Origin of the sequence: Marinobacter sediminum (genome assembly GCF_023657445.1) — a bacterium.
In the GTDB taxonomy this organism is placed as follows: Bacteria; Pseudomonadota; Gammaproteobacteria; order Pseudomonadales; family Oleiphilaceae; genus Marinobacter; species Marinobacter sediminum_A.
The window spans coordinates 3,296,956-3,320,474 of the sequence record NZ_JAGTWY010000001.1 but is presented as its reverse complement, the minus strand read 5'-3'; the positions used below and the strand labels follow the sequence as shown (position 1 = coordinate 3,320,474).

The window sequence follows — 23,519 nt, the reverse complement described above, 5'->3', positions numbered from 1 at the left end:
TTACGGTAACCTGACGGATCGGGAATGAACTTATCACGCGACAAGGAACTCCATGGCCGACTATTCCGCCATTGAACCCGGCTTCCACGCCATACACGCCAATCATCTGGAAGACCTGCGCAGGGCGGTGGTCTTCATCTGCCAGCAGACACCGATGCCGCCGCTGGAAAGCGAAACCTTTCTGGTCCAGAGCAACGGCATTGCCCAATGGCTGAAACTGGCACTGGCCGAGAAGCGCTCAGATGATGGTGACACCGGTGGACTGGGTATAGCCGCCGGCATGGATTTTCTGTTTCCCGCCCGTTTTATCTGGCAGGCCTACCGCGCCGTGTTACCCGAGGGCGATGTTCCGGAACAGTCACCCTTCGACAAGCGCCGGCTGGTGTGGCGACTGTACCGGCTGTTGCCGGAGCTGGTTGGTCAGGATGAGGTCTTTACCCCCCTGGCCCGGTTTCTGGACGGCACCGATCCGGATCTGAGGGATTTTCAGCTGGCCGAGAAGGTGGCGGACCTGTTTGACCAGTACCAGGTGTTCCGGGCCGACTGGCTCAGTGCCTGGGAGCAGGGCCGGGATGTGCTGATCACCGCACGCAACGAAGAGAAACCGCTGGATGAAGAACGCCGCTGGCAGCCAGTGCTGTGGCGGCGTCTGGTGCAAGATGTAGGCACCGAGGCTCACACCAGCCGGTCACAGATCCATACCCGGTTCATGCAAGTCGGACAAGCCCTGGCCGCGCCGGCCAACCGCGCCCGGCTGCCCAGGCGCATTGTGGTGTTCGGGGTGTCGTCCCTGCCGCGCCAGGCACTCGAGGCATTGTATGTGCTCAGCCGGTTCAGTCAGGTGGTGCTTTGTGTGCATAACCCCTGTCAGTTCTACTGGGCCGACATCATCAGTGACCGGGAACTGCTGAAGGCCGAGCGCAAGCGCGGCGTGGCCCATCCAACCCTGTCGCAGATCGGCGATCCGGACCAGCTGCACCAGCACGCCAATCCACTGCTGGCCGCCTGGGGCAAACAGGGCCGGGATTACATCCGGTTGCTGGACGAATTCGATAACCCGGACGAGTACCGCGACCGATTCCAGACCCCGGACCAGAAAATCGACATCTTCTCGGAACATGGCAACGATACGCCCCGCCTGCTACACCAGCTGCAGAACGACATCTACAACCTGACCCCGCTGCAGGATATTCGCGACCAGCAACGACAGGTTGACCTGGAACAGGACCACTCCCTGGCCTTTCACGACGCCCACAGCCCCCAGCGGGAGGTGGAAATCCTGCACGATCAACTACTGGCTGCCTTTAACGCCGATCCGTCCCTGCGGCCCCGGGATGTCATCGTCATGGTGCCGGACATCAACGTCTATGCACCGCACATTCAGGCCGTATTCGGGCGCTACCAGCCCGGTCGCAAGCGCCACATTCCGTTTACTATCTCGGACCAGGGCCAGCGCCATCACGAGCCGGTCCTGATCGCGCTGGAAACCCTGATGTCCCTGCCGCGCAGCCGGTTCGCGGTAAGCGAGATCATCAGCCTGCTGGAAGTCCCCGGTATCCGGGACCGCTTTGGTATCACCGAAGATGAGATTCCCCTGGCCCGGCGCTGGGTTGAGGGCGCCAACATCCGCTGGGGCCTCCACGGCCGACACCGGGAAAGCCTGGCGTTGCCGTCGAATCTGGACCGCAATACCTGGCAGGCTGGCCTGAGATCCATGTTGCTGGGCTACGGCATGGGTGATGACGAGCCCTGGGCCGGGATCGAACCCTATGGCGAAATCGGCGGGTTGCAGGCCAGTCTTGCCGGCAGGCTGAATGACTTTATTCTCAGACTGGAAGGCCTCTGGCTGGAATTGCAGACGCCGCGGACACCCGCGGAATGGGAGACCCTGTTTTCCTCCATGCTGGAGCGGTTTTTCGACAAGGTCGAAGGCACTGATCTGCTGTTGCTGAACCGCTTCCGCCGTCAGCTGGAACAGTGGCTGGACGACGCCCTGGCCGCCGGTCTGAGCACCCAGCCCTTGCCCCTGAATATCGTCAAGGACGTGTTGCTGGAAGGGCTCGACGAGGGCGGCCTCAACCAGCGCTTCCTCGCCGGCAAGGTAAACTTCGCGACGCTGATGCCGATGCGTGCCATACCCTTCCGCAAGGTCTGCCTGCTGGGTATGAACGACGGCGACTATCCCCGATCACGACCCCCGGTGGACTTCGACCTGATGGCCGAGGATTATCGCCCGGGCGACCGTTCCCGCCGGGAGGACGACCGTTACCTGTTCCTCGAGGCCCTGCTGTCGGCCCGGGAACAGCTTTACATCAGTTGGGTCGGTCGCAGCATCCGGGACGATTCCGAGCGACCGCCATCCGTGCTGGTCGGCCAGCTCCAGGATCATCTCGACGGCCTGTGGCAGTTGCCCGAAAACCCCGAATCACCGATGACCCGGGCCCTGACCACTCAACACCCATTACAGCCGTTCAGCCGGGAGTACTTTCCCCGTGCCAATGGCTTGCAGGAGGGTGGGGGCAGCCTGCCGAAGCCACTGACTGAGATTTTGCAGGGACGCAACCTGTACACCTATGAGCGCGAGTGGCGCCTGGCCCACAGCAGCGAGCTGGCGGATCGGGAGCAGGTGCCCCTGTCTTACCAGGAGCCAGAGGAGCCCATCACACTCAACGATCTGGCCCAGTTCCTGAAAAAACCCATCGATACTTTCTATCAGCGACGGTTGCAGGTCCGATTTGAAGCGGTGGAAGACGACGATACCGACAACGAGAACTTTGACCTGAATGGCCTGGATCGCTGGCGTCTGGATAACGAGCTGATTCAGGATGGTCTGCTGAAAGCCGGGTCGGAAGAAGAACTGTATGACCGCCTGGAGAACACACTGGACCGGATGGCCCGCCGCGGCGATCTTGGCATGGGTGTGACCGAACACCGGTTGAGGACCGAACTGGCGGGCCGGCTGCCGGACCTTTTTCAACGTTACCGGGATGCCGTGAGGGACTGGCCTGAAGTCCGGGCTGAGCCCCTGACCTTTGACTACCGGTTCGTCAATCACACCGGTTCGGTCGAGGTGGTGGATCTGATTGACGGCCTGCGGTCCAATGCGGCCGGCGAGCGGTGCCGACTGGTGATTGCCAGCGCCAGCCTGCTGTCGGGGTCCACCAGCGGCAAACGGCCGCGCTATGCCAATCTGGTGCGGGACTGGGTGATTCACCTGGCCGGCCAGCTCACCGGGCAGCCCTTTGAAACCCTGATCCTGGGCAAGGAGGAGGGCAGGAAATTCCGTTTCGCGCCGCTGCCCCCGGATCAGGCGCGGGCCCATCTGGATGCGATTCTGGCACGTTGGATGGCAGCCACCACACGCGCCCTGCCACTGCAGTGTGAAGCGGGTTTTGCCTGGATTTACAGCTTTTACCAGAGCAAGAAATACCTGGGCGATCACGAGCGCGCTATCAGTGACGCGGAGCAGGCCTACGGCAACGCCCTTGAACGGGATACCGGCTATCTGCGTGGCGCTTACGAGACAGCCGAAGCACTGCTGGCCAGTGGTGAATTTGAGGCCCTGCTGCATGAACTCTATGTCCCCCTGTGGGAAGCCGAACAGGGTAAATCCGCAGCCGGACAGATCGAGGGCCAGTCATGAGTAACGAGATGACCAATCGCAACCCGAACCTCGACCCTTTAACCCTGCCCCTGCATGGCAGCAACCTGATTGAGGCCAGTGCCGGCACCGGCAAGACCTTCACCATTGCCATCCTGTATGTACGCCTGGTGCTGGGGCACCAGCAACCGGAAGCCAGCCCGCTGGCCCGGGGCTTGTTACCTCCGAACCTGCTGGTGGTGACATTTACCGACGCGGCCACCAAGGAGTTGCGTGATCGGATCCGCACGCGGCTGACCCAGGCAGCTGAGGTGTTCTCGGACGCCGCTGACAGTACCGGGCCCTCGCCGGAAACCGCACTGATCCATCAGTTGCGGGACGAAAGTTACCCGGACCCGGCTACCTGGCCCGAGTGCCGCAAGAAGCTGTTGCTGGCCGCCGAATGGATGGATGAAGCGGCGGTCTCCACCATCCACGCCTGGTGCAATCGCATGCTCAGTGAGCATGCCTTCGACAGTGGTAGCCTGTTTAAACTGACCCTGGAAACGGATCAGAGTAATTTGCTGGATGACGTGGTCCGGGATTACTGGCGCACGTTTATCTATCCATTGCCAGGGGCACTGATGGACGAAGCCCTGGACCACTGGAAGACCCCGGGCGACCTGCGCAAATCCGTCCGCAACCTGATTCCGGACGCCGATAGCCTCGGAACACCGGCAGGTGATGTAAAAGAAGCCATTGAAGCGACTCAAAAACAGCGCCTGAATCTGGCCCGGGAGCTTAAACAGTATCCCTGGGGCGACTGGAAGCAGGAAGTCCTGGAACTCCTGGACAGCCTGCATAAAAGCAAACGTCTCCATGGCGGCAGCAAGAAAACCATGGTCGCGGCCTGGGACACCCTGCTGGAATGGACGGCTTCCGATGCCCTGTATCCGGAGGGCATGGACAAGGCAGGCTTCCAGAACCAGACGCCGGAAGTGCTGCCCACCAAACTCAAGGGCGAAGACCCGGCACCGGCGCATCCGGCCTTTGACGCCATTGCCGAACTGGTCGCCTTCAGCCAGAACCTGCCCAGCGCGAAATCCGACATCGTCAAACACGCCGCTGCGTGGATCGCCGAAAGGCTGGAATCCGAAAAACAGCAACGCTCGGAAATGGGCTTCGACGATCTGCTGACCCGGCTCGACGACGCCCTGCATGGGCCCCGTGGTGACCAGCTTGCAGCCACCATACGCCGGCAGTTCCCGGTGGCGCTGATCGACGAGTTCCAGGACACGGACCCGATTCAGTACCGGATCTTCAACCGCGTCTACCGGGTGGCGGACAACGACCCGCACACCTGCATGCTGATGATCGGAGACCCCAAGCAGGCCATTTACGGGTTTCGGGGCGCGGATATCTACACCTACCTGAAAGCCCGCAGGGGTGCCCGGGAACGCACCTGGACTCTGGGCCGCAACTTCCGCTCGGCCGAACCCATGGTCAAAGCCGTTAACCGGGTTTTCCAGTATGCCGACCATTACAGTCGCGACGGCGCCTTTCTGTTTGGCCGGGGCGACACCTCGCCGCTGCCATTCCAGGGAGTCGACGCCAACGGTACCAGGCGGCTCTGGTCGGTGAATGGGGAGGTCCAGCCCAGCCTCACATTCTGGCCGCTGGAAAGCGAAGAGGAAGACCGGAACGGCAAATCCAAAGGCCTGGCCAAGGGCGCTGCCACCGCCGATCTTGCCGAAGCCTGCGCCAGTGAAATTGCCCGGCTGCTGACCCTGGGCCAGCAGGGACAGGCTGGCTTCGCCCTGACCGAAAACCCTGCGGATATCAACACCGTGACGCCCGGTGATATCGCCATTCTGGTAAACAACCGCAACGAGGCCAGTGCCGTCCGCAATGCCCTCGGCCAGCGCCAGATCAAGAGCGTTTACCTGTCCGATCGGGATTCGGTGCTGACCTCACCGGAGGCTGCGGAAGTGCTGTGCTGGCTCCGGGCTTTTGCCGAGCCACGCCAGCTTGGCCTGGCTAGGGCAGCACTGGCAACGCCGACACTGGGCCAGTCCTGGCAGTCCCTGAACCGGCTCCTGACCGATGAAATCGCCCTGGAGCGGGAAATCGAACGCTTTATGGGCTACCAGCAGCAGTGGCAGGCGCAGGGCGTGCTGCCCATGTTGCGCAGCTTCCTGATGGACTTCGACGTTCCAGGACGGCTGTTGCAGCGTCCCGATGGCGAACGGCGGCTGACCGACATTCTTCACATTGCCGAACTGTTGCAGCAGGACAGCCTGCAACTGGATGGCGAGCACGCCCTGGTTCACCACTTCACCCAGATCCTGCGCGCCGCAGACGAAGAAGACGAGCATCGTACCCTGCGGCTGGAGAGCGACGCCGGGTTGGTGCAGGTGATCACAGTGCACAAATCCAAGGGTCTGGAATACCCATTGGTATTCCTGCCTTTTGGTACCTCGTTCCGGGCCGAGAGTGAGAAACAGGCGTGGGTGCGTTACCACGACGACACCGATCGACTGGTGACAGTGTTTGATCCGATGCCCGAAGATATTGCCCGGGCCGACCGGGAACGCCTGGGTGAAGATATTCGCAAAGTCTATGTCGCCCTGACCCGGGCCCGCTTTGCCACCTGGGTCGGCGTCGCCGCCATCGAACAATGGTCGCTCAGTGGCCTCGGCTACCTGATGACCAGCTCCGGGGACGGCCAGCAGGCGCTGGCGGAATCTCTCGGCCGTCTGGCCAGTGGCGAGCCTGCCATCTCGGTGACACCCTTGCCCGAGCCTTCCGATATCCGCTACGACGAACCGGCACCGGAATCCCTGGGCCCGGCACTGGTCTCCAATCGCGAGGCGAGGGAAGACTGGTGGATTGCCAGTTACTCCGCCATTGAATACACCGGCATGGCGGGCACCGGAATCGTGTTTAGTGGTGAAGTGGAAGACGCGGAAACCCAGAACCTGCTGGAGGAAAGTGCCCAGGATACCGAGGAAGCGCCCCCGGAACTCACCCCGGCCCACGATCACCATCATTTCCCGAAAGGCGCCGGGCCCGGTACCTTCCTGCATGAAGTACTGGAGTGGTGTACCCAACAGGGTTTCCGCACGGTTGTGGATAACCCGCCGCTGTTAAGGGACTATCTCGTTCGCCGTTGTAGCACCCGGGGCTGGAGCGACTGGGTGGAACCACTGGAACAGTGGCTGCTGGGGTTGCTCGATCAGCCTCTGCCGCTGCAGCGGGAAACCGCGGAGCGGGTGAGCCTGGCCCAGCTCACCACCCTGCGGCCGGAACTGGAGTTCTGGTTCGAGAGCTGCAACGTCAGTACCCGGGCCATGGACAGACTGGTAAAAAGCCATACGCTCAATCAGGCAGACCGGCCACAGGCGGAAGCAGGTCGCTTCAACGGCATGCTCAAAGGCTTTATTGATCTGGTGTTTGAACACAACGGGCAATATTACGTGCTGGACTACAAATCCAATACCCTGGGTGAAAACGACACCGCGTACACTGATCAGGCCATGGGCGAGGCCATCCTGGAAAAGCGGTACGACCTGCAATACGTGCTTTACCTGCTGGCACTGCATCGACTGCTGAAGTCGAGATTGCCCGACTATGACTACGACACCCACATTGGCGGCGCCGTGTACCTGTTCCTCCGCGGCTATCGTGCGCCGACGGCGGGGGCCTTTACCGACAAGCCGCCGAGGAAACTGATCGAGGAACTGGATGCCATGTTCAATGGCCAGTCCGGACAAGGGGAGGCCGCGGCATGAGCAAAACCCGACAGTCTGACGAGCAGTTCTCCCTGGAGCTGGGCAATGAACCGAATGACCTGCCGGTGCCGGAACAGACACCCGATACGCGCCAGCTACTGAGCAGCCTGGACGGGATCGACACACTGCTCGAGCAGTGGCAGCAAATGGAATGGATCCGCCCGCTGGATGTGGGCTTTGCCCGGCTGATCCGCACGCTGTCAGAAGAGCAGGGTGAAGCACCCCATCCCCTGGTCGTGCTGCTCGCCGCCCTGGTTTCCCACCAGGTCGGCCGGGGCCATGTGTGTATCGATCTGGCGAACCTGCTGAACGATGCCGGGACCACACTGTCCCTGCCGCCAGACGACGGGGCCCCCGCCGCAGGCCGGGAGGAAACCGGCGAAACACCCTGTCCGCAACCGGACGAAATCCTGGCCCGAAGCAGTCTGGACGATTGTCTAGCCCTGTTAAACAATACTCTGGCCGTAAGTGATGGCTCACTTACATCGCCACTCGTATTGAATGAAACGCGACTTTATCTGCGTCGATTCTGGCGTTACGAGCAGCAAATTGCGGACGGCATTCAAACCCGACTGGCGTTGGCATCACCGCTGACAGATGCCGGATCCGAGGCAGCAGCGACACTACGCCAGGCCCTGAACGTACTCTTTGGCGTCCATACCGAGGTGGATTACCAGCAACTTGCCTGCGCCCTGGCCGCCCGCAACCGGTTTGCGGTGATCACTGGCGGGCCGGGCACTGGCAAGACCACCACGGTGGTTAATCTGCTCGCCGCACTCCAGGCCATGACCGGTGAATCCGGACAGCGCGGTGGGCGGAAATACCGGATCCGGCTGGCCGCGCCTACGGGCAAGGCCGCTGCCCGCCTGAATGAATCCATAGGTGGCGCGGTCAGCCGGCTGCCACTGGAGCGCTTACCGGGCAACGTCACCCTTGAGGATATCCCTACCCGGGTGACCACCCTGCACAGACTGCTCGGTAGCCGGCCCGACACCCGTCGCTTCCGCCACAACCGGGATAATCCGTTGCTGGTGGATATTCTGGTGATCGATGAGGCGTCCATGGTAGACGTAGACCTGATGGCATCGGTGTTCGATGCGTTGCCGGCCACTGCCCAACTCATTCTTCTGGGGGACAAGGACCAGCTCGCCTCGGTGGACGCCGGGGCGGTACTGGGCGAGCTTTGCCAGCGAGCAGCCGACGCCCATTACACGCAAGAGACGGCAGATTGGCTGGCACAAATGACAGGACATTCCTTGCCCGAAAGCCTTTGTGATGCCGAGGGACAACGTCTGGACCAGGCGGTCGCCATGCTCCGTAAGAGTTACCGTTTTGGCGATGAAAGCGGCATTCGCACATTGGCTGAGGCCGTCAATACCGACACGCTGGATTCCGGAATTCTGCAGGCCTGTCGGGAAGGTCAGTTTGAGGATGTCATCTGGCTTAATGGCCAGTCTCCGAAACCGCGCCAGGAAGACACCCTGGCGCTGATCTGTTCCCACGCCGTCTCCGGCACACCGGAAGCCTTCCGTCATCAGGGGCAGGGCCGCAGCGCCAATGACAAGCCTCTGCCGCCACCGGTGGGCTACCAGCACTATCTCGACCTGTTGAACAGCCATAAACTCGGTGCAGACAGCCTACGGGAGGACTGGGACAGACTGGCCAGTCAGGTACTGGCCGCCTTCTCCGACTTCCAGATTCTGTGTGCCCTGCGCAAGGGGCCCTGGGGTGTTGAGGGCATCAACGATCGGGTGGCACGGCAGCTGCTGGCGGAAAAACGAATTCCCCGTGCTGAGGGCTGGTACGCCGGGCGTCCGGTACTGGTGACCGGCAACGACTACAATCTGGGACTGATGAACGGAGATATCGGCATCACCCTGAGTGTCCCCTGGGACCTCAACGACCAGGGTGATCCCAAAGACACATTGCGCGTGGCGTTTCCCGCTGCAGACGGCACGGACGGTATTCGCTGGATTTCACCAAGCCGGCTGCAGCAGCTGGAAACCGTGTACGCCATGACGGTACACAAATCCCAGGGCTCCGAATTCAACCACACCTGCCTGGTGTTACCGGATCGACTCAGCCCGGTAATGACCCGGGAACTGGTCTATACCGGCATTACCCGGGCCAGGAACTGGTTCAGTCTGATTACCGGCGACGCCAGCGTGTTCCGGGACAGTGTCCATCAGCAGGTACTGCGTGCATCGGGCCTTGCGCAGCGGCTCAGTCAGCCGTAGTGCCTGGCTCACTGCCTCCACCCTCTCCGCCGTGGTGCTGCTGTTCCCATAACCGGGCGTAGTGGCCAGCCTGGCTGAGGAGGTCATTATGGTGACCGCTTTCAACGATGCGACCTCCCTCCATCACCAGGATGGTGTCGGCATCGCGGATGGTGGACAACCGATGTGCTATGACCAGCGTGGTGCGTTGACGACTGACTTCTTTCAAAGCGCCGAGAATGGCCTGCTCGGACAGAGAATCCAGGGACGAGGTTGCTTCATCCAGGATCAGCAACGGCGGGTTTTTCAGAATCACCCGGGCAATAGCGACCCGTTGCTTTTCACCACCGGACAGTTTCAGGCCCCGTTCGCCCACCCGGGTTTCGTATCCGTCCGGGAGGCTGTGGATAAAGTCTTCCAGGTGGGCCATGCGGGCAGCCTGATGGACTTCCGCTTCGGTGGCGTCCGGCCAGCCATAGGCCAGATTGCGGTACAGGGTGTCATTGAAAAGCACGGTGTCCTGGGGCACCACACCGATCGCTGAGCGCAGGCTGTCCTGGGTGACGTTCCGGGTATCCTGACCATCAATCGTGATGCGGCCGTCGTCGACATCAAAGAACCGGAAAAACAGTCTGGCCAGTGTCGACTTGCCGGCCCCACTGGCGCCTACCACAGCCACCGTATGGCCGGCGGGAATGCGGAAGTCCACATCCTTCAGGATCGGACGATCCGGGCGATAGGCAAAATGCACATGCTCAAACGCCACCTCACCGCTGGTTATCGTCAGTGGTTTCGCCTCTGGGGCGTCCTCGATATCCGGTTTGTCTCCCAGCAGGCCAAACAGCCGCTCGACATTCACCAGTGCCTGGCGGGTTTCCCGGTAGACAAAGCCCAGGGCGTTCAGTGGAATGAATAACTGGATCAGATAGGCGTTGATCATGGTGAAATCACCCAGGGTAATCGCGCCGCTGGCGACTTCGCGCACCGCCATCGCCATGATCACGATCAGCGCCAGCCCGATGATCAGTGCCTGGCCCGTGTTCAGCGCCGCCAGGGACAAGCGGTTTTTCAACCGTGCCTTCTCCCAGTCCTGCAGGTCGCGGTCGTACAGATCCGCCTCAAAGGCTTCATTGTTAAAGTACTTTACGGTTTCATAGTTGAGCAGGCTGTCCACCGCCCGGGAATTGGACTGATTATCCCGGGCATTGGCCTCGCGCACGTACCGGGTCCGCCATTCCGTTACCTTGATGGAAAACAGGACGTAAACCACCACCGCCACCAGTATTGCCAGAACATACCCGGCGTTGAACACGACGAACAGGATGCCCGCCACCATCAGAATTTCCAGCAGGGTGGGGACTATATTGAACAGTGTGAACCGCAGCAGGAAACTGATGCCGTTGGTACCGCGCTCGATATCCCGGGCCAGGCCGCCGGTCTTGCGATCCAGATGGAAGGCCAGCTCACGATTGTGCAGATGCCGAAATACCCGAAGCGAGACGCGGCGCATGGCCCGCTCCGCCACCCTGGCAAAGACTGCGTCCCGAAGCTCGCTGAACAGGGTGGCGCCGAAACGCAACAGGCCGTAGGCGACAACGAGCAACACCGGAATCCAAAGCAATATCTCTCCGCCGCGATTCTGGTCGAGATAGTCGACGATGTATTTGAGCGCGACCGGCGTCGCCACGGTGGCGAGTTTCGCCAGCACCAGAAGGCAAAGGGCGAACGCAACCCGGCCGCGGAATTCGGCGAGGTAGGGCCAGAGCCCGGCAATCACCTTCCAGTTGGTCTTATGGTTGGCGGGGTAATCGTTGTCGGCGTAGGCGCGCACGGAAATTTCCTTGGATAACAGGGCAAATCAAAAGCATGGACCGTATGATGAAGGCGGGCCCGGGAATTTTATCAACAGCCCTCAAGTGTACAGCAATAAGGTATTCCTCAATTCACGCGGATTTACGCCCATCAACGGAGGCAGATCATTAATACGCGTCATCGTCAGGCCCTGAAGCTGGTCATTGAGTTTATCAGTCCGTACCGCAAGGCGGTCGCCGGTGCCATGGTGGCGCTGGTTATTACCGCCGGGATTACGCTTGGGCTTGGGCAGGGATTACGGATCCTGGTGGACCAGGGCCTGGCCACGGAATCGCCCGCTATGCTGGCCCGGGCGATCGGACTGTTTTTTGTGCTGGTGATCGGGCTCGCATTCGGTTCCTTTGCCCGCTTTTACCTGGTCTCATGGATTGGTGAGCGGGTGGTCGCAGACATTCGGAAGAAGGTCTTTAACCATCTGATTGACCTGCACCCCGGTTTCTTCGAGCAGAACCGGGCCCTGGAGATACAGTCCCGGTTTACCTCCGACACCACTGTGCTGCAATCAGTGATCGGCTCGACCGTTTCCATTGCCTTGCGGAATACCCTCATGTTGGTGGGTGGTCTGATTCTGCTGTTTGTCACCAATGCCAAACTGGCCAGTATCATCATGCTGGGCTTCCCCCTGGTGATCGCCCCCATCCTGTTTTTCGGCCGTCGGGTACGGCAACTGTCGCGGCTGAGCCAGGACCGTGTCGCGGATGTCGGCAGCTACGTGGGTGAAAACCTGACCCAGATAAAAACGCTGCAGGCGTTCAATCACCAGCCCCATGACCGGCGTTTTTTCGCCAACGTATCCGAAAAGGCTTTTGATATTGCCCGGGACCGGATCCGACAGCGTGCCTGGCTGACGACGCTGGCGATCTCGCTGGTGATGGGCGCCGTCGGTATTGTGCTCTGGATTGGCGGGCTGGATGTCATTCACGGTCGAATCTCACCCGGTGAGCTGGCGGCTTTCGTGTTTTACAGCCTGCTGGTCGGCGTCGCTGCAGGGGCGATCAGTGAGGTTATTGGCGAACTGCAGCGGGCAGCGGGTTCTGCCGCCCGGCTATTTGAACTGCTGCAAACCGAACCGGCGTTTGCCCGACCTGTCGGCGCTCCGGGAGTTCAGGCAGCCCCGGAACAGGTCGACGGCGCCATTACCATTGATCACCTGACCTTCTGTTACCCCGGGCGAACAGAATCACCGGCACTGTCCGATCTCTCACTGTCCATCCGGGCGGGTGAGACACTGGCTCTGGTCGGGCCTTCCGGTGCGGGGAAATCCACTCTGTTCGATCTGCTGCTGCATTTTTACCAACCCGACAGCGGACGGATTCTGATTGACGATCTGGACACTGCAAAAATGGCGCTGGAGGACCTGAGGCGATGTTTTGCCCTGGTGCCACAGAATCCCGCTCTTTTTCATGGATCGGTGGCGGATAACATCCGTTATGCCAGGCCGGAGGCCAGTCAGGAGGAAGTCGAACAGGCAGCCCGTATTGCCCATGCCCATGAGTTCATCCAGTCGCTACCCCAGGGTTATGAAACACTGCTGGGTGACGCCGGCCTGGGGCTCTCAGGCGGCCAGAAGCAACGAATGGCCATTGCCCGTGCCCTGTTAGCGGATGCTCCCATTTTACTGCTGGACGAGGCCACAAGCGCCCTGGATGCCGAGAGCGAGCACCTGATTCAGGAGGCGATGCCTGCGTTGACCGCTAGCCGGACGACACTGGTCATTGCCCATCGGCTGGCGACGGTCAGAGACGCCGACCGGATAGCCGTTCTGGACCAGGGACGGCTGCTGGCAGTGGGTAGCCATGACGAACTGATGAGCCACAACAAACTTTACCAGCGGTTGGCCAGACTCCAGTTTCGGGACGAGCCGGCATAGCTATCCGGTAGGCGGCTACATTAGTAGGTTTGTGTCCTTTGACGGTACTCCCTACACTGTATTGGTGAAATTTCAGAACCTGACCCCTGGGAGAATGCCAAAGTGAGCAATAAAGAATTGCAGGCACTAAAAGAACGCTATGTCGCTGCTGGCGCGGCAAGCCCAAATGAACAGTTTGCCGATCACGCTACCAACGCAGAACTGTGGGACGCTGACGGCAAGCGCATGATCGACTTCGCTGGTGGTATTGGCGTGCTGAATATTGGCCATCGGCACCCGAAAGTGGTTGAAGCCGTTAAGGCGCAGTTGGACAAACTGATGCACACCTGCCAGACCGTTATGCCCTATGAGGGCTATGTGAAGCTGGCCGAGAAACTCAGCGGCGTGGTCCCGGTGCGCGGACATGCCAAGGTGATGCTCGCCAACTCTGGCGCCGAGGCGCTGGAAAACGCGATCAAGATCGCCCGGGCCGCTACCGGTCGCAGCAATGTCATCTGTTTTGACGGTGGCTACCACGGCCGTACTCTCTACACCATGGCCATGAACGGCAAGGCCGCTCCCTACCAGACCGATTTCGGCCCCATGCCGGGCACCGTGTATCGTGCGCCCTATCCGGTCCCTTACCACGGCGTAAGCGAAGAAGAAGCTCTGCGCGGCCTGAAGATGGCGATGAAAGCCGACTCACCGGGTAAAGACACCGCTGCGATTGTCATTGAGCCGGTGCTGGGTGAGGGTGGTTTCTACGCTGCACCCGCGAGCTTCCTGAAGGAAATCCGCAAGATCTGTGACGAAAACGGCATCCTGATGATCGCCGATGAAGTCCAGAGCGGCTTTGGCCGGACAGGCAAGATGTTTGCGATTGAGCACAGTGGTGTTGAACCGGACATGATGACCATGGCCAAGAGTATGGCCGACGGTATGCCGATCTCTGCCATTGTCGGCACCGACAAGCACATGGATGCGTCCGGTCCCAACTCCCTGGGCGGCACCTACACCGGTAGCCCGACCGCCTGTGCGGCGGCGCTGGCTGTATTCGATGTGTTCAAGGAAGAGGATATCCTTGGCAAGGCCCAGCGTCTGGGTGAGAAGCTCAAACAGCGCTTCAACCAGTGGCAGGAGCAGTTCGAGCATGTGGATAACGTGCGTAACCTGGGCCCGATGGCCGCGTTCGAACTGGTTGGAAGCAAGGACAGCCACGAACCCAAGCCAGAGCTGGCAGCGGCAGTCACCAAGAAAGCCAAGGAGAAGGGGCTGATTCTGCTGAGTTGCGGTATGTACGGAAACACTTTGCGTTTCCTCATGCCCGTGACGATCGAAGATGCCGTATTGGAAGAAGGCCTTGCGATTGTGGAAGAGAGCCTGAAAGAGGCCGGTGCTTAAAGCCGGATAGTTCAGGTATAAGAGCCGGGCCTTCTGAGCCCGGCTTTTTTTTGCCTGTTATACCGGTGACTGGCGCTCCAGTGTGTAACGGTGAACCAACCGTTGCTCATTCTGTCGAATCAAGGATGCGCGAGAACGAAGGCGCACCATCAGTGGTGATTCCGAACGCCTTCGGAACCATCCGTATTTGTCGTATACTGGCCGAAACCTTTCACCGGCAGTGCCCAGCGACTTGTCGCAGTTATATTAACCAGGCTGATCTATGACCTCACCGAGCAACTCCACCACACCCGACCACAAACCAAGACCCTGGGTCGACCTGCTGGTCAGTATCATTATTCCCTCAGTAATCCTGATGAAATTCAGTGGGGATGAGTACCTTGGGAACGTTAACGCTCTCATAATTGGCTTGGCCTTTCCCCTGGGCTGGGGGCTGTTCGAACTGATTCGTTATCACAAGAAGAACTTCATTGCCGTGCTCGGTCTGATCAGCGTCGGACTCACGGGCGGCATTGGCCTTTTTGAACTGGACGCTGGCTGGCTTGCGGTCAAAGAGGCAGCGGTACCTGCAGTGATTGGTCTCGCGGTACTGGTATCAACACGCACCAGATACCCGCTGGTGAGAACACTGCTCTATAACCCGTCCGTTCTGGACGTACAGAAGATTCAGCAGTCCCTTGAAAAAGAAGGCCGTGTGGCTGAGTTCGAGGAGCGCTTGCTGAAAGCCAGCTACTTTTTCGCAGGTACCTTCCTGTTCTCTTCCATTATGAACTACGTGATTGCCCGCTGGATTGTAACCAGCCCATCCGGTACCCAGGCCTTCAATGAGGAGCTTGGCCGGATGACACTGGTCAGCTACCCGATGATTGCCATTCCCTCGATGATTATGATGATGCTGATCTTCTATTATCTGTGGCGCACAATACGGCGGCTCACTGGTTATACCCTGGAAGAAGTGATGGCGCCCCATCTCGCCGAGAAAGAGAAAAAGAAATCCTCTTCCGGGTCGGCCACGGGTGAGTGAAAGCCATCTCTCCTGTTGGCGGACGTGAGTAGTTTGGACAGGTAAATGCCGGACACAAAAAAACGGCGAGGATGTCAGAATCCTCGCCGTTTTTTTTATAGCTGAAAACAGGACGATTTATATGTCCAGATTGGTTACCTGCAAGGCGTTGGTCTGGATGAAATCACGACGTGGTTCAACGTCATCACCCATCAGGGTGGTGAAGATCTGGTCAGCGGCAAACGCATCTTCGATGGTTACTTTCATCATCCGACGGGTCTCCGGATCCATGGTAGTTTCCCAAAGCTGTTCCGGGTTCATTTCACCCAGCCCCTTGTAGCGCTGGATATTAAGACCACGCTGCGCCTCCTTCATCAGCCATTCCAGTGCGCCTTCGAAAGACAGTATCGCCTGCTTTCGCTCACCACGCTGAATGTAGGCACCTTCTTCAACCAGGCCTTCCAGGGTCTCACCCATACGGGCAATCGCCGCATAGGAGGAGGATTCGAAAAATTCATGGTTGAACACATGCTCGTGGGGAATGCCATGAACATAGATGGTGACCTTTGGCAGGAACAAATCCCGCTCCGGATCCTTGGTAACCGAGAAGGTGTACTTGGTTCCGGTACGGGTATCGAGGCTCAGATCATCGCCAAGACGACCAGCCCAGCGCGCAACAGAAGCCTCGTCCTTCAAATCTTCCGACTTGAGGGTAACGTTGTGCAGCATCTGCTCAAGAACCTTGGCAGGGTATGCGCGGGACAGACGGTCAATCATGGCCATCACCGCCTGGTAATCCTTGACCATGGTTTCCAGTGCCGAGTCCTTGATCGCCGGTGCGTCCGGATTTACGAAGAGCTGCGCTCCTTCCAGAGCGGTCTGAGTCAGGTAGGCTTCCTTAGCCTTCTCATCCTTCAGGTACTGTTCCTGTTTGCCACGTTTAACCTTGTAAAGCGGGGGCATGGCGATGAACACGTGACCGCGTTCGATAATTTCCCGCATCTGACGGAACAAAAAGGTCAGCAGGAGAGTCCGGATATGCGAGCCGTCCACGTCCGCATCGGTCATGATAATAAGTGAGTGATAACGGAGCTTGTCCGGATTGAACTCCTCCCGACCAATGCCGCAACCCAGCGCAGTAATCAGCGTTCCGACTTCAGCAGAAGACAGCATTTTATCGAAACGGGCTTTTTCGACGTTAAGAATCTTACCTTTCAATGGCAGGATAGCCTGGGTCTTCCGGTCCCGGCCCTGTTTGGCACTACCACCGGCCGAGTCACCCTCCACAATGAACAATTCGGAAAGGGCGGGGTCTTTTTCCTGGCAGTCCGCCAGTTTTCCGGGCAAGCCTGCTATATCCAGAGCACCCTTACGACGGGTCATGTCTCGCGCCTTACGCGCCGCTTCACGGGCCCGGGCCGCTTCGATCATCTTGTTGACGATCAGTTTGGCCTCATTCGGCTGTTCCTGGAGGTACTCGGCAAAACTCTGGTAAAGCTCCTGCTCAACTGCGGTCTTAACCTCTGAAGAAACCAGTTTGTCCTTGGTCTGTGACGAAAACTTGGGGTCCGGAACCTTGACGCTGATGATAGCAGTCAGACCTTCCCGCGCATCGTCCCCAGAGGTGCTTACCTTGGCTTTCTTGCCAAGGCCTTCATGCTCAATGTAGTTGTTCAGGGACCGGGTCAGCGCGGCCCGGAAACCGGCGAGGTGTGTACCACCATCCCGTTGTGGAATGTTATTGGTGAAACAATAGATATTTTCCTGAAACGCGTCGTTCCACTGCATCGACACTTCTACAGACATTCCGTCTTCCCGCTCGTTATTGAAGTGGAAAACACGGTTGATAGGCGTCTTGTTGGTATTGAGGTGCTCTACGAAAGCACGCAGACCGCCCTCGTACTCGAACACTTCTTCCTTTCCACTGCGCTCATCGGTCAAACGGATACGAACGCCGCTATTGAGGAAGGCCAGCTCACGCAGCCGTTTGGCAAGAATATCGTAATGAAACTCGATGTGAGTAAAGGTCTCAGGCGAAGGAATAAAGTGTACCTTCGTGCCAGAGGCATCGGTTTCACCGACAGCTGATAGCGGTGCGTTGGGTACACCGTGGGTATAGCTTTGCTCATACACCTTGCCATCACGGCGGATGGTCAGGGTCAGGGTAGAGGAGAGGGCATTCACCACGGACACCCCGACGCCGTGCAGACCACCCGACACCTTGTAGGAGTTATCGTCAAACTTACCACCCGCATGAAGAACAGTCATGATGACCTCTGCGGCGGAGACACCTTCCTCTTGATGCAGGTCGACCGGAATACCACGACCGTTGTCCTTTACGGTAACCGATTCGTCCGGATGGATAATTACCCCGATTTCGGAACAGTGGCCTGCCAGAGCCTCATCGATGGAGTTATCCACCAACTCAAAGACCATATGGTGCAAACCAGTGCCGTCATCGGTGTCACCGATATACATGCCAGGGCGCTTTCGCACCGCATCAAGTCCTTTTAAGACTTTGATACTGGAGGAATTATAGTTCGATTCGCTCATTAAAGACTCCTGAAAGGTGTACCGGTGGCATGCCTGAACCCACCGTGGGCGAACTCAGGTCGGCTTAGGCCGGCTTTATTCTTCCGTCAATTTTCCATGTTCCACGTGGAACATTCTGTACTTCGGTGCATCACTCTCCGGCCAGAGCACCTCGGGTTCCGGGGCCTCAATGGAGGTAATAAACACCTGACATCGTAATGCCTGTAACTTTCGCGCGAGCATGCTCCTGTGCCCCACGTCGAGCTCGGCATTAATATCATCGAGCAAAAACGTCACCTGCTTGCCCAGCTCGCTCAGAATCATGCCTTGGGCAATTTTCATCAGGATAACAAGAGTTTTCTGCTGACCTCTGGAAAACGTCTCCGCTACGGGACGCCCCTGATATTTCAACCTGATGTCCGCTCGGTTGGGGCCATACAAGGTATGCCCCATTTTCCGTTCCTGGTCCCGGTGGCTGGACAGTATATCGACCAATGACTGACTCGTGTCCCAACCGGGATAAAACTCCAGTTTCAATCCCTGGGTCCAGCCTACATCAACTTCCCGTACCAGCGCCTCAAACGCGTCCTTGAAGCGTTCGAATGTTGCCCTTCTTGCTTCGCTGATGCGGTCACTAAGGGTCGCGTACTGAGTATCCCAGACCCTTAAAAGCGCTTCGTCTAGTCTACCATTTCTCAGCGTTTGATTCCGCTGCGATGTGACTCTCTGACACTGCTGCCACACCGATGCGAACGAAGGTTCCACGTGGAACACTGCCCAATCGAGAAACTGACGACGTTTACCCGGGCCGCCTGCGACAATGTCGAACACGCCAGGATCAATCACAGAAACCGGCAGATGCATAGCCAGGGACGAGAGGTTTCGGACACCTTCGCCATCGACTCTCAACGTTGTTTCCTTGTGGCCAATGTCTCTGGCGATACCCAAACGATGAACGACACCTTTATCCTCATCGCCTGGTTCCGCATCCGCACCTCGGTCAAGGCCACCGAAAACCGTAAGACGCTGTTGCCCGTGACTAACCACTGCCTGATGGCGACTCACACGAAACGAACGTCCAAGCCCAAGGTAACCAATCGCCTCAAGTACGCTTGTTTTTCCACTGCCATTTTCTCCGTACAGGAGATTGAAAGACGGCGAAAAGCTGACTGGCGACGAAGACAGGTTCCGGAAGTGCTCGGTCTGAAGTTTTACAAGCGCCATAAATCGGACAACTCGGAAGCGGCAGGGGAAATTCGGTGCGTCCATAAAAAAGGCAGCGTTACCCACTCGCGTAACGCTGCCTTAGTGTACAAAAGCCAGGCTCTGAAGGCGACAGCCTCAATGAAGCATGTTTAAACGCTCATCCATAAACACATCCATTTCCGGTGCGAGAATGTGCACGTAGCGATCGAAATAAAGAAACTGCTTCAACAACAACGCAAATTCCCGGGGGAAATGAAGTCCGTGGCTTTCTCCAATTTTCACCATATCCATCAGGATATGATTCACATCATCCTCTGCCTGGTCAGCCTCATAGGGCACCTCGTCCGGCACCATCTTATCCATTTGCTGGTATAAGCGGCGTAAATCTCCGGCCAACTCGTCAACCCTAACGGTCTGTCGGGTCACCCCGATCCGGATCATTGCATCCGCCATACCGTCAAAGTTACCGACCATGACAGCCGATATGAAATCACTCACCGCCTGCCAGGTATCCGGCTTGATGCGGCCAACGATTCCAAAATCGATGAAACCAACACGTCCGTCCTTCAACACCATCAGGTTTCCCGCATGCACATCCGCGTGGAAAAATTCACACTGGGTGAGGCTGGAAAACCAGGTATTCATTGCGGTAATTAACGTTCGTTCCGGGTCACGAGCATATCCCCGAATACTTTCCAGATCCGTCAGCGACACACCATAAAAACGTTCCATGGTCAGGACGCGACGGGTGCTGCAATGCTCGTACACTTTCGGGACGGTGGCGTCCTCATTGTGGGTATCGTTCAGAAACGACCTGAACACCTTAAGGTTGTTTGCCTCCTTGATGAAGTCGCACTCCTCCATCATGGTGCGCTGGATTTCCTCGACGATCCCCGACATCGACGTCCACGACAGCTTTGGCGCCAGAGTCTCCACAATCCTCGCAGACAGATAGAGGAAATTGAGATCCGTCAGCAGGATGTTTTCCACGCCCGGCTTCTGCACCTTGATAACCACTTCTTCGCCAGTCACCAACCGCGCAGCATGCACCTGGGCAATGGACGCAGAAGCCAACGCGACCGGATCAATATCCGAGAACACCTCTTCCAGAGGCTGATCCAGCTCGTCCCGGATGATTTTCTTGATCACACCGAAAGGGAGGTTTGGCGTCTTATCCAGGCAAAACTGGAATTCCTCGACATATTCTTTCGGGAAAAAGGTAGGGGAGCTGGCAATAAACTGCCCCAGCTTTATGTAAGTCGCACCCAAAGACTCAAATGTCTGCCGCAAGAGCCGAGGGGTAGCGGGCCGATCGCCCCGCACCCAACTGACACCGGTGCGCCCCAGTACAGAGAGCGTTTGCCCGACCCTGAACGCGCCTTTGATTCCATTCGAAACGGTGCCCATCATTCTCCTCCTATAACCTCATCGGCATAACGACGTAGAGGCAACGGTTATCATTCTGTGCTTCGATCAACGCACTGCTGTTCGGATTGGACAGGGTAATCTTAACCTGATCCTCCTCCAGCGCATTCATCACGTCGACCAGGTAGCCTACATTAAAACCAATCTGGAGGGATTCGCCCTGATAATCCACAGGCAGCGCGTCTTCGGCCTGTTCCTGATCCGGGTTGTTGGCAAACACCTGCAGCTCATTTGTTGCCAGGTTCAGACGGACACCCCGGATGTTTTCATGCGAAAGAATCCCGGCCCGCTGCAAGGTGTTTTTCAGCGTCGCCCGATCTGCCAGCACGACTTTGTCCCCACCGCGGGGAACAACCCGGTTGTAATCAGGGAACTTGCCTTCAATCAGCTTGGAGGTAAAGGTGTAGGCCCCAACCGTCGCCCGCAGATGGTTATCACCGATAACGAGCGTTACCGGAGTTTCCACATCATCGAGCAGCCGCGCCAATTCCAGCACACCTTTACGCGGCACAATCACCTGCCGCAAGTCCGGACACCCCGTCGGCAATTCGAGATGCGCCATCGCCAGACGGTGGCCATCCGTAGCTACTGTCCGGACATGGTCCTTGTCCACCTCCAGTAACAAACCGTTGAGGTAATAACGTACATCCTGCTGGGCCATGGCAAACGCCGTGGCATCAAGCATCCTGCCCAGTTCTTTCTGAGGCAGCTCCAGACGGAAGCTCTCATCCTCATCTTCCACATTCGGAAAATGCTCCGCCGGCAGGGTCGACAGCGTGAAGTGACTGGCACCGCAACGCAGGTGCAAACGATCGCCTTCGAGGGCCAGCTCGATCGGCGCTTCATCACCCAGTGCCCGGCAGATATCGGACAACTTTCGTGCCGGTACGGTAATTCGTCCGGGCTGATCCACATGCACCGGTGTAACCCGGCCAACAAGCTCCACTTCCATATTGGTGCCGGTCAGTGTCAGGGTATTATCTTCTGCCACCAGCAATACGTTGGAGAGCACCGGCATGGTCTGTTTCTTTTCCACCACCCCGGCAATGCTTTGCAACGGGGTAAGCAGGGATTCACGGCTGATCGTCAGTTTCATGGCACTCAGCTTTCTTTTATGTTGGAAGGGTGAATGTTATTCGCTAACACCCGGCATCAGGTGGTCAGCAGTCTCATAAAGTTCTGATAATCTTCGCGGATACCAGGATCAGTTTCCTGTAGCTCCACGATTTTTTTACAGGCATGCAACACGGTCGTGTGATCGCGGCCACCAAAGGCATCGCCGATTTCGGGCAGACTGTGATTGGTCAGCTCCTTGGACAGCGACATGGCCACCTGACGCGGTCGGGTAACGGTCCGGGTCCGTCTCTTGGACAGCAAATCCGCCACCTTGATCTTGTAGTACTCGGCCACCGTGCGCTGGATATTGTCAATACTCACCTGTTTCTCATGCAGCGCCAGCAGATCTTTCAGGCTTTCCCTGATGAAGGGAGGGGTAATCTCAGAGCCAGTGAAGTGAGCATTCGCTATCACCAAACGCAGCGCCCCTTCTAGCTCCCGGACATTCGACCGGATTTTTTGCGCAATAAAAAAGGCGGCTTCGCTACTGAGTTTCACGTTTACCTGTTCGGCCTTCTTCATCAGAATTGCGACTCGCGTTTCCAGCTCCGGCGGTTCCACCATCACCGTCAATCCCCAACCAAAGCGGGATTTGAGTCGCTCTTCCATATCTACGATTTCTTTCGGAAACCGGTCACAGGTTACAATCACCTGCTGCCCACCTTCCAACAGAGCGTTAAATGTGTGGAAAAACTCCTCCTGGGAACGCTCTTTACGTGCAAAGAACTGAATGTCATCAATCAGCAGTGCATCCACCGAACGATAATAGCGTTTGAATTCATTAATCGCATTCAGCTGCAACGCCTTGACCATATCGGCAACGAACCGCTCCGAGCGAAGATACGCCACTTTAGCCCGAGGATTCCGACGCACAATTTCATTACCGATCGCATGCATCAGGTGAGTCTTACCCAGCCCCACGCCACCGTACAGAAAAAGCGGGTTGTAGGCTCCACCAGGATTTTCCGCCACCTGCATTGAAGCAGCACGTGCCAGCTGGTTCGACTTACCTTCGACAAAGGTGTCAAACGTGAAGCCTTCATTCAGGAAACTCTGATGTTTGATGTCACCTTCAACCTGCACCTCGCGGCGTTCACTCGCGGACTTGGCTCTTACCGCTGAGCCCCCGCCCACCGAAACGGCGATGCCCCGTTCTTCTTCGGTCACTCGCCTGCCGGTTTCTTCCTGAACATCCCCATTGACCTTCAAAGGCGCCTGAGACCGTTTGACTGGCTCACTTTCCCGGGGAGCAGACCCGACTTTCATGTTTACCCGAGGAGCCTGTCCACCGTTCAGGTCCTTCAATACTTCTTCTATCCGCCTGAGATATTTTTCATTTACCCAATCCATCACAAACCGGTTAGGCGCAAACAGCATCAGTAGACCCTCCTGCTGATCAGACTGGAGGGGTCTTAGCCAGGTATTGAACTGTTGTGCGGGAAACTCGTCCCGGAGTACTTCAAGACATTGATGCCACATACTGTTCGGCACGACAGTCAGCTCCCTGATAACCCAGAAATGTCCCAGA

12 protein-coding genes are annotated in these 23,519 nt (G+C 57.9%); 6 read left to right on the top strand and 6 right to left on the bottom strand.

Annotation, left to right across the window (positions count from 1 at the left end):
* Positions 1 to 52 precede the first annotated feature (52 nt).
* Genes recC through recD form a run of 3 tightly spaced genes read left to right on the top strand, consistent with a single transcriptional unit; the run spans position 53 to position 9,608 of the window.
* Positions 53 to 3,643, top strand: coding sequence for an exodeoxyribonuclease V subunit gamma (gene recC, locus KFJ24_RS15535; RefSeq protein WP_250832002.1), 3,591 nt, complete (start codon positions 53 to 55; stop codon positions 3,641 to 3,643).
* Positions 3,640 to 7,371, top strand: coding sequence for an exodeoxyribonuclease V subunit beta (recB, locus tag KFJ24_RS15530; protein WP_250832001.1), 3,732 nt, complete (start codon positions 3,640 to 3,642; stop codon positions 7,369 to 7,371). Before recC ends, recB begins: the two co-directional genes overlap by 4 nt.
* Positions 7,368 to 9,608: an exodeoxyribonuclease V subunit alpha gene (gene recD, locus KFJ24_RS15525; protein ID WP_250832000.1), complete on the top strand. Its 2,241-nt coding sequence runs from the start codon at positions 7,368 to 7,370 to the stop codon at positions 9,606 to 9,608. Before recB ends, recD begins: the two co-directional genes overlap by 4 nt.
* Here the strand turns inward: recD and KFJ24_RS15520 are convergent.
* The gene (locus KFJ24_RS15520) at positions 9,595 to 11,418 is read right to left on the bottom strand and encodes an ABCB family ABC transporter ATP-binding protein/permease (RefSeq protein WP_250831999.1); all 1,824 of its coding nucleotides are present in this window, start codon (positions 11,416 to 11,418) and stop codon (positions 9,595 to 9,597) included. The genes recD and KFJ24_RS15520 overlap by 14 nt on opposite strands.
* Positions 11,419 to 11,589: 171 nt before the next feature.
* Here KFJ24_RS15520 and KFJ24_RS15515 point away from each other — a divergent pair, with 171 nt between their 5' ends.
* The 3 genes from KFJ24_RS15515 (at position 11,590) to KFJ24_RS15505 (ending at position 15,733) form a co-directional block, all read left to right on the top strand.
* Positions 11,590 to 13,329: an ABC transporter transmembrane domain-containing protein gene (locus KFJ24_RS15515; RefSeq protein WP_250832673.1), complete on the top strand. Its 1,740-nt coding sequence runs from the start codon at positions 11,590 to 11,592 to the stop codon at positions 13,327 to 13,329.
* A 102-nt stretch (positions 13,330 to 13,431) separates the two neighbouring features.
* Positions 13,432 to 14,709, top strand: a complete 1,278-nt coding sequence (gene gabT / locus KFJ24_RS15510; RefSeq protein WP_250831998.1) for a 4-aminobutyrate--2-oxoglutarate transaminase — start codon at positions 13,432 to 13,434, stop codon at positions 14,707 to 14,709.
* Positions 14,710 to 14,971: 262 nt separating this feature from the next.
* Entirely contained in the window at positions 14,972 to 15,733 is a 762-nt protein-coding gene (locus KFJ24_RS15505; RefSeq protein ID WP_250831997.1) for a VC0807 family protein, read from the top strand.
* A gap of 117 nt (positions 15,734 to 15,850) precedes the next feature.
* On the opposite strand, the gene gyrB is transcribed toward KFJ24_RS15505, so the two are convergent.
* The 5 genes from gyrB to dnaA form a co-directional block, all read right to left on the bottom strand.
* Positions 15,851 to 18,265 (bottom strand): DNA topoisomerase (ATP-hydrolyzing) subunit B, encoded by a 2,415-nt coding sequence (gyrB, locus tag KFJ24_RS15500; protein ID WP_250831996.1) that lies wholly within the window; start codon positions 18,263 to 18,265, stop codon positions 15,851 to 15,853.
* A 75-nt stretch (positions 18,266 to 18,340) separates the two neighbouring features.
* Entirely contained in the window at positions 18,341 to 19,468 is a 1,128-nt protein-coding gene (gene recF / locus KFJ24_RS15495) for a DNA replication/repair protein RecF (RefSeq protein ID WP_250831995.1), read from the bottom strand.
* Positions 19,469 to 19,585: 117 nt separating this feature from the next.
* Positions 19,586 to 20,857 carry an ABC1 kinase family protein gene (locus tag KFJ24_RS15490; protein ID WP_250832672.1) on the bottom strand — a complete coding sequence of 424 codons (1,272 nt, stop codon included), beginning with the start codon at positions 20,855 to 20,857 and terminating at the stop codon, positions 19,586 to 19,588.
* Positions 20,858 to 20,867: 10 nt separating this feature from the next.
* Positions 20,868 to 21,971: a DNA polymerase III subunit beta gene (gene dnaN / locus KFJ24_RS15485; protein ID WP_250831994.1), complete on the bottom strand. Its 1,104-nt coding sequence runs from the start codon at positions 21,969 to 21,971 to the stop codon at positions 20,868 to 20,870.
* Positions 21,972 to 22,027: 56 nt separating this feature from the next.
* On the bottom strand, positions 22,028 to 23,470 hold the full coding sequence (dnaA, locus tag KFJ24_RS15480; RefSeq protein WP_284709386.1) for a chromosomal replication initiator protein DnaA: 1,443 nt from the start codon (positions 23,468 to 23,470) through the stop codon (positions 22,028 to 22,030).
* Positions 23,471 to 23,519 lie beyond the last annotated feature (49 nt).